This window comes from Halorubrum sp. SD41 (assembly GCF_058630335.1).
Genome location: NZ_JBZVGZ010000051.1, coordinates 1 through 2,933, shown reverse-complemented (window position 1 = coordinate 2,933; position 2,933 = coordinate 1). Strand labels below are relative to the sequence as shown.

Genomic DNA, 2,933 nt, shown 5'->3' with positions numbered 1-2,933 from the left:
GATAGCGACCGACCGAGGACCACAGCGAGCGCATCGAGTCCTCCCGGCTGGGGCTTTGAAGCCGTTTGTGGTCGATCCACAGTCAACCATTTATAAGCAAGCGACTGGGGTTCTGGAGACTGGCATCCCAGCAGCGGTGATCACTTATAAACAGCCGACAGCAACACCGCGATCCACCTTATAAACGACCCCACTCACAACGTACTACACCCACTCCCGCAATCGTTCAAAACGGTCTCTGTAGCGACCGGCCGTTCCGACGACGACCGCTCCCGAATCGGGTCGCCGCGGATCCGCGGGAGAAGGTATTTGCGGCCGGCAGCCCGACTCGGGGGCATGGACGGGAAGAAGGCCCTCTACTACGCGGCGATCGCGATCGCGGTGTTGATCGGCGTCAGCATCGTCGTGAGCGTGGTTTCGGCGATCTTGGGTCTCGTGTCGGCGATCGTCTCCGGGATCGTCTCCTTGGCGGTCCTCGCCGGAATCGTCTACGTCGCTTATAAAGCCGGCTCGTGGCTCCTCGGTGACGACGGGGACTCGATCGGCGCCGATTCGCTCGACTCGATCGGGTCGTCGTCGACCTCGGCCGACGCCGGGACCAGCCGACAGGACCGGCTCCGCAAGCAGTACGTCGAGGGGCAGATCAGCGAGGCGGAGTTCGAGCGCCGCATCGGCGAGGAGTTAGAGACCGAGGAGGTCGACGACATCGACCGCGAACTCGAACGGGAGCGGTGAGGGAGTTTAAAAGCGGTCGCGAAGCTCCTCGCGGAGGTCGCCGACGTCGAGGTCCTTCATCGCGAACAGCACGAGCAGGTGGTAGACGAGGTCCGCGCTCTCGGCGGTGAGCTCCTCGCGGTCGTCGTCCTTCGCCGCGAGGATCGCCTCCGTCGTCTCCTCGCCGATCTTCTCTAAGACGGCGTTCTCGCCCTTCTCGTGGGTGAAGAGGGAGGCCGTGTACGAGCCCTCCGGGAGCTCTTCCTTCCGCGATTCGATGGTGGCGAACAGCTCGTCGAGAACGGCCTCGGACGGGACGTCCGGATCCTCGTCGGCTTGGGGGCCCTCGTCGCGCTCGGGGGTCGGACCGTCGCGCTCGGGGTCCGGACCGTCGCCCTCGGTCGGGTCGCTCACGCGACCACCTCTCGGTCGGGGAAGAACGCCAGGTCGTGGATCCGCGGGTCGTCGGTGAGCTCCGGGTGGAACGAGGTCGCGACGACCGGGCCGTCGCGCACCGCCACGGGGCGGTCGTCGACGGTCGCGAGCACCTCGACGCCGTCGCCCACGTCGTCGATGGCGGGCGCGCGGATGAACACGGCGTGGAAGGGGTCGTCGAGTCCGGCGACCGGGACCCTCGCCTCGAAGGAGTCCTTCTGTCGCCCGAACGCGTTGCGGTCGACGGAGACGTCGACTACCCCCAGCGGCTCGACCCGGTCGTCCTTCGCGTCGGTCGAGCAGACGATGAGCCCGGCGCAGGTCGCGAGGACGGGCTTCCCGCTCTCGACGTGTTCCTCGATCTCGGCGGCGATCCCCTCGCGGTGAATCAGCCGCGAGATGGTCGTCGACTCCCCGCCCGGCATGAGGAGGACGTCGCAGTCGGGGACGATCCCCGCGTCCCGAACCTCGACGACCTCGGCCGTCTCGTCGTGGGCGGCCGCGGCGACCCGGACGGCGGCGGCGTGTTCGGCCACGTCGCCCTGAACGGCGATGACGCCTGCTTTCATACGGATCGGTGGGGCGGGCGCGTGGAAAAAGGGCGCGCTACGCGGTCGGTCGATTCGGGGGCCAGTCCGTCCGCAAAACGAGGGCGGTTCGAGCCTACGCGACCGTCAGCGACAGGATCTGGACGAACACGCCGAAGAGGACGCAGAACGCGACGACCGTCTTGGGGTCGATCGCGATGGCGTTCCGGTCCTCGTTCTCGAAGTAGCGGACCAGTCCCGCGCTGGACATCAGCCCGCCGGAGTTGGAACCACTCATGCCCGGATCTGGGCGGCGCCGGGTTCTAAACGTTTCGTTCGCTGCGCGGGTCGCAGCGGTCGTCACCGCCGCGCGGTCCGCCGGGCGCGGGCCTCCCGTCGTTTCCGTCGGTCTCGGCGGGCCGCGATGACCGCGCGCACACACGAGTGGGAAACCCTTATGCGCGGGCCGGGGATAGTTGACGCCGACTATGACCGTTCGACTGCTGGATTTCCACGCCGAGTGGTGCGGCCCGTGTAAGACCCAAGACCCCATCCTGGAGGAGATTCAGGAGGACCTCGGCGACGCGTTCGAGCTCCAGAAGGTCGACGTCGACGAGGAGCAGGACGTCGCGAACCAGTACCAGGTCCGCTCGCTCCCGACGCTCATCGTCGAGAACGACGACGGCGTCGTCGACCGCTTCGTCGGCGTCACGCAGCGCGAGGACATCGAGGCCGCGCTCAACGAAGCCGGCGCCTAAAGCGGACACCTGACGCCGGTCCTCGCTCGCACCCGTTCTTCCCGCGGCCGCCGCGGCGTCTCGCAACCTTTTACAGCACCGCCCGTCCAGTAGCTGTATGGCCAGTTTCGACGCCGCCGAACGTCGCATGCTCGACCGACAGATCTGTATGCGCTGTAACGCCCGCAACGCCTCCGAGGCCGAGCGCTGCCGCAAGTGCGGCTACACCAAGCTCCGCCCGAAGGCGACCGAGCGCCGCGCCGCGTAATCCGGTCGACCCCGGGCCGATTTCGGCCCTTCTCTCGAGTTCACTCTTTGCCGGCCAGCCGTGCGTGGGCCCCGCTTCGACCGCCGGCCGCGCGTGTGCCTCGCGCCTCCCCAGCCTCGTCGCTGGGGCCATCGGGGCCCGCGACTCCCTCGCGCGGCCGGCGGGCGAAGCGGGGCCCCCGCCCGGCTGGCCGGCAAAGAGTGGACTCGAGAGAAGGGCCGAAATCGGCCCGGGGTGGGCCGGATTACGCGG

General features: G+C 68.2%; 6 protein-coding genes. 3 read left to right on the top strand and 3 right to left on the bottom strand.

Annotation, left to right across the window (positions count from 1 at the left end):
* Window positions 1-336 precede the first annotated feature (336 nt).
* Window positions 337-735, top strand: coding sequence for an SHOCT domain-containing protein (locus AC4NMM_RS15210; protein ID WP_491924651.1), 399 nt, complete (start codon window positions 337-339; stop codon window positions 733-735).
* A 6-nt stretch (window positions 736-741) separates the two neighbouring features.
* Here the strand turns inward: AC4NMM_RS15210 and hisE are convergent, their stop codons facing one another.
* From hisE to AC4NMM_RS15195, 3 genes are all read right to left on the bottom strand, one after another.
* A complete protein-coding gene (gene hisE, locus AC4NMM_RS15205; protein WP_491924650.1) occupies window positions 742-1,128 on the bottom strand; it encodes a phosphoribosyl-ATP diphosphatase in 387 nt (128 codons plus the stop codon).
* The gene (gene pdxT, locus AC4NMM_RS15200; protein ID WP_491924649.1) at window positions 1,125-1,718 is read right to left on the bottom strand and encodes a pyridoxal 5'-phosphate synthase glutaminase subunit PdxT; all 594 of its coding nucleotides are present in this window, start codon (window positions 1,716-1,718) and stop codon (window positions 1,125-1,127) included. The genes hisE and pdxT overlap by 4 nt, the downstream gene beginning before the upstream one ends.
* A 94-nt stretch (window positions 1,719-1,812) precedes the next feature.
* Window positions 1,813-1,974, bottom strand: a complete 162-nt coding sequence (locus tag AC4NMM_RS15195) for a preprotein translocase subunit Sec61beta (protein WP_004598786.1) — start codon at window positions 1,972-1,974, stop codon at window positions 1,813-1,815.
* Between the two features lie 190 nt (window positions 1,975-2,164).
* On the opposite strand from AC4NMM_RS15195, the gene AC4NMM_RS15190 reads away from it, so the two are divergent.
* Window positions 2,165-2,434, top strand: coding sequence for a thioredoxin family protein (locus AC4NMM_RS15190; protein WP_096393860.1), 270 nt, complete (start codon window positions 2,165-2,167; stop codon window positions 2,432-2,434).
* A 97-nt stretch (window positions 2,435-2,531) separates the two neighbouring features.
* Window positions 2,532-2,681 (top strand): 50S ribosomal protein L40e, encoded by a 150-nt coding sequence (locus AC4NMM_RS15185; protein ID WP_006629440.1) that lies wholly within the window; start codon window positions 2,532-2,534, stop codon window positions 2,679-2,681.
* The last annotated feature ends 252 nt before the right edge of the window (window positions 2,682-2,933 follow it).